This is a genomic window from Deltaproteobacteria bacterium, from assembly GCA_016234845.1.
Lineage (GTDB): Bacteria > Desulfobacterota > Deferrimicrobia > Deferrimicrobiales > Deferrimicrobiaceae > JACRNP01.
In genome coordinates, this window is sequence record JACRNP010000128.1 from 1 (window position 1) to 3,966 (window position 3,966).

Consider the following 3,966-nt stretch of genomic DNA (forward strand, 5'->3'; position numbering starts at 1 on the left):
CCGAAGGACGTCAAGCTCAAGGACGGTACCAAGGTCACCCTCAAGCCGTTCGAACGGAAGGACAAGGACGCCCTGTTCACCTTCTTCCAGCGCCTGCCGGAAGGGGACCGGCTCTTCCTCAAGGACAACGTCGCCGACCCGTCGACCGTCGAGCGGTGGGCGGCGGAGCTGAACTACGACCGGATCTACCCGATCCTCGCCTGGGTCGGAAACGACGTCGTGGCCGACGCCACGCTCCACAAGAACCTCGGGGGGTGGATGAAGCACGTCGGGACGATCCGGATCGTCGTGGCGAAGGATTTCCACCGGAAGGGGCTCGGCAGCATCCTCGCGAACGAGCTGTTCCTCCACGCCCTGAAATCGGGCCTCGAGAAGATCGTGGCCGAGGTCATGGACACGCAGCCCGGCGCCAAGCGGGTGTTCGAGAAGATGGGGTTCCGGCAGGAGGCCACCTTCCACGGACACGTCCGCGACCAGATCGGTGTGCGGCACGACCTGCTCGTCCTGTCGAAGGATCTCGAGGAGTTCTGGGCGAACATCCAGACGCACGAGTACTTCTCCTACCCCACAAGGGAGATGGAGGGGTAGAGCCGGAGCGCTTCCGGTATGTCCGACAGCCCCGGCCGGCAAATGGGGCGGGCCGCGGCGTTGATGATGGGGTCGGTCTTCCTGTCCCGGCTCCTCGGATACGTGCGCGACGCCGTCATCGCCTACCAGCACGGCGCGACGAGCGAGACCGACGCGTACTTCGCGGCGTTCACGATCCCCGACTTCCTGAACTACCTCCTCGCGGGCGGCTCCCTGTCCATCACCTTCATCCCGATCTTCTCGCGGTACCTCGAGGAGGGAAAGGAGGAGGAGGGGTACCGGTCGTTCTCGACCATCGCCACGGTGATGGGCGCGGCCATGGTCTTCTTCGTGGTGCTGGGGGAGTTCCTGGCGGCGAGGGTCATCGTGCTGATCGCCCCGGGGTTCCCGCCCGAGCAGGCCGCGGAGGCGGCGCGACTGACCCGCATCGTACTCCCCGCGCAGATCTTCTTCTACCTGGGAGGCCTCCTGATGGCGGTCCAGTACGCCCGGAAGCAGTTCCTCCTCCCCGCGCTGGCGCCGCTCGTCTACAACGTCCTGATCATCGTCGGCGGGCTGCTGGGGGGGCGCGAGCACGGGATGACGGGGTTCGCGTGGGGCGTCGTCGCCGGTTCGTTCCTCGGGAACTTCGCGCTGCAGCTGTACGGAGCGCGGCGCGGCGGCCTCTCCTTCCGTCCCCGGCTCGACTTCTCCGACCCGGGGCTGCGGGATTTCGTCCGCCTCTCGATCCCGATCATGCTCGGGTTCTCCCTGGTGGTGGTCGACGAGTGGACCACGCGCGTCTTCGGTTCCTTCCTCCTCGCCGGCGCGATCACCTGGCTCAACAACGCGCGGAGGCTGATGCAGGTCCCGGTGGGGATCTTCGGGCAGGCGTCCGGCGTGGCGTCGTACCCGTACCTCGCGGGCCTCGCGGCCCGGGGGAAACAGGAGGAGCTCTGGGAAACGCTGTCGCTCACCCTGCGATGGGTGTTCCTCGTCTCCTCGGGGGTGGCGGCGATGGCGTTCGTGATGTCGCGGGAGGCGGTCCTGCTCGTCTTCCAGCGCGGGGCGTTCGCCATCGAGGACACCCTCCGGACCGCGTCGGCGCTCTCCGCCTTCTCCCTCGGGATCCCCTTCTGGTGCGCCCAGGCGATCGTTTCGCGCGGATTCTTCGCCATGAAGGACACCTGGACCCCGACGCTCGTCGGAACGGCGGCATGGATCGTCGCCCTCCCCGCGTACTACCTGCTGCAGCAGTCCCACGGCGTCTTCGGCCTCGCGCTGGCGAGCACGATCGGGATCCTGCTGTACTCGGCGGCCCTCTACGGGATCCTCATGCGGCGCACCGTGGGGCGGGCCGGAATCCCGGAGCTCGCGGAATACGGGAAGCTCGCGCTCGCCGCGGTCCTGTCGGGCGCGGCGGGACACGTCGCTCTCGGCGCGACGGCGCGGTTCCTCGGGTGGGAGACGCCGTGGGGGGCGGCCGTCCGGATCGCGGGGGGGGCGGCGACGGTCGCCGTGGTCTACTTCTACCTCGCCCTGCTGATGGGAAGCCGGACGGTCCGGACGATCCGCCGGGGGGAGGACCTCCTGCACCCGCCGGCGGCGGACGGGAGGGGCGTCACGCCTTCATGAACGTGTCCTGCCCTGCGAGCGCCCGCCGAAGCCCTTCCATGTCGGGCTCGTTCCTTCCCACGCTGCAGTGACGCCGGCCGAACAGCGACTTGGTGCCGCCGACGATCGCCACGCGCGCCAGCTCGATCCGCCGGACCTTCCGGCGGAGCAGCCGTTTCCCCCACTGGCGCGCTTTCAGGAGCAGGAGCCCCGCCCACACCTTCTTCGCGCGGCCGTCGCACACCACGCCCACGATGCGCACGGGGCGGCCGCTGCGGGGGACGGCGTGCCGGCGCACCTCCGCCAGCGCCTTCGCGGTCGAGGTCGCCACCACCACGACGTACCCCTCCGCGGCGGCCATCGCCTCGGCGGCCGACCGCGCCTCGTCGGACAGGCAGAACGGCAGGAGCAGGATCTTCTTCAAGTGGACGTCGCCCTCCTCCGCTATCATACGGCGGATCGCACAAGGAGCGTACGCCGGAGGGAGGGGGTCCTGAGCGGAGTCGCCAGCGCGGAACCGGCGGAGAACCCGCAATTCTGACCGAGAGGATATGATTGGAGCGAGAAGGCTGGCCGGAGGTCGGGGAGAGGATCGCTTCGCCACGTTCGCTGTTCGGAGACGGGGACCCTGGCAGCGGATGCGAACGGGCCCCCTCCCGGAGGCGTAGCGACTGACCGATCCGCCCCCTCGGCGTAAGCGAGTGGCGGGAGAGACAGAATGATCACGCGGCTTACGGAGAAGATCTGGATCGTGGAGGGCGGGAAAGGGGGGCGGTACCCGTTCTCGCACTCGCTGTACATCCGCGACGGCGGCGGCTTCCTGGTCGACGCGGGCTCCGACATCGCGGAGATCGAGCGGCTGCGGAAGGAGGAGGGGATCGCGGCGGTCGTGATGACCCATTACCACGAGGACCACTTCACCTTCCTCTCCGCCCTCCCGGGAATCGATGTGTGGGCGACCGCCGAGGACGCGCCGGCCCTCGGGTCGATCGATACCCTCCTCTCCCGGTACGGCCTGCGCGGAACGGAGTGGGAGCCGTTCTACCGGAAGCTGTTCCTCGAGAAGTTCCGCTTCCGCCCGACGGCGGCGACGAAAACGGTGTCGGACGGGGAAGAGCTCCGGTTCGGAAAGACGCGCGCGGTGGCGGTGGTCGCGCCCGGCCACACGCCGGGCCACCTGTGCCTCCACTTCCCCGACGACGGAATCCTGTTCCTCGGCGACTACGACCTTTCGCCGTTCGGGCCCTGGTACGGCGACGCTCCGGGCGACATCGGGGCGTTCCGCCGCTCGGCCCGCCGGCTGGCGGGGATCGGGGCGGAAACGAGCGTGGTCTCCCACGAGGAACCGGTCCGGCGCGGCCCGATCGGCGGAATCGTGGAAGCGTACCTGGCCGTCATCGACCGCCGGGAGGAGGCGCTCACGGAATTCCTGCGGGAGCCGCGCACGCGCGGGGAGATCATCGCGAAGCGGCTGGTGTACGGCCCGGGGCGGGAAGGGCCGTGGTTCGACTACGGGGAGTGGGCGCTCCTTTCGAAGCACCTCGAAGGGATGATCCGCCGCGGGGAGATCCGCCTCGATGGAGGAAGATACCTGCCGGCGCGGGGGTAGGCGGCTACTTCTTCAGGAGGGCGTTCAGCTCGTTGACGACCTTCTTCGGATCGAGCCCCTTGTGCCACGACGTGTAGGTCACCGATTCGTGCCGGCTCGACTTGCACGACAGGCACTCGGGCCCGAACAGCTCCCGGATCTTCTCCCGCAGTGCGGGATGCTCCCTCACGATGTCG

5 protein-coding genes are annotated in these 3,966 nt (G+C 68.9%); 3 read left to right on the top strand and 2 right to left on the bottom strand.

The window, feature by feature from the left end; translation table 11 throughout:
- Together HZB86_09205 and murJ are read left to right on the top strand one after the other, a co-directional pair.
- Nucleotides 1-588, top strand: a 588-nt coding sequence (locus HZB86_09205) for a GNAT family N-acetyltransferase (protein ID MBI5905709.1), incomplete at its 5' end; no start/stop codon positions are given.
- A gap of 18 nt (nucleotides 589-606) precedes the next feature.
- Nucleotides 607-2,202 carry a murein biosynthesis integral membrane protein MurJ gene (murJ, locus tag HZB86_09210; GenBank protein ID MBI5905710.1) on the top strand — a complete coding sequence of 532 codons (1,596 nt, stop codon included), beginning with the start codon at nucleotides 607-609 and terminating at the stop codon, nucleotides 2,200-2,202.
- Here the strand turns inward: murJ and HZB86_09215 are convergent.
- Nucleotides 2,189-2,632 (bottom strand): hypothetical protein, encoded by a 444-nt coding sequence (locus tag HZB86_09215; GenBank protein MBI5905711.1) that lies wholly within the window; start codon nucleotides 2,630-2,632, stop codon nucleotides 2,189-2,191. The genes murJ and HZB86_09215 overlap by 14 nt on opposite strands.
- A 267-nt stretch (nucleotides 2,633-2,899) precedes the next feature.
- Between HZB86_09215 and HZB86_09220 the strand changes: the two genes are divergently transcribed.
- Nucleotides 2,900-3,790 (top strand): MBL fold metallo-hydrolase, encoded by an 891-nt coding sequence (locus HZB86_09220; protein ID MBI5905712.1) that lies wholly within the window; start codon nucleotides 2,900-2,902, stop codon nucleotides 3,788-3,790.
- Between the two features lie 4 nt (nucleotides 3,791-3,794).
- Here HZB86_09220 and HZB86_09225 read toward each other — a convergent pair.
- Nucleotides 3,795-3,966: disulfide oxidoreductase (locus HZB86_09225; GenBank protein ID MBI5905713.1), on the bottom strand; the 172-nt coding region annotated here is incomplete at its 5' end.

Excerpts from the sequence above, each read along its gene's own strand:
- murJ (MBI5905710.1), top strand. The coding sequence starts at position 607 with ATGTCCGACAGCCCCGGCCGGCAAATGGGGCGGGCCGCGGCGTTGATG.
- HZB86_09215 (MBI5905711.1), bottom strand. The coding sequence starts at position 2,632 with ATGATAGCGGAGGAGGGCGACGTCCACTTGAAGAAGATCCTGCTCCTG.
- HZB86_09220 (MBI5905712.1), top strand. The coding sequence starts at position 2,900 with ATGATCACGCGGCTTACGGAGAAGATCTGGATCGTGGAGGGCGGGAAA.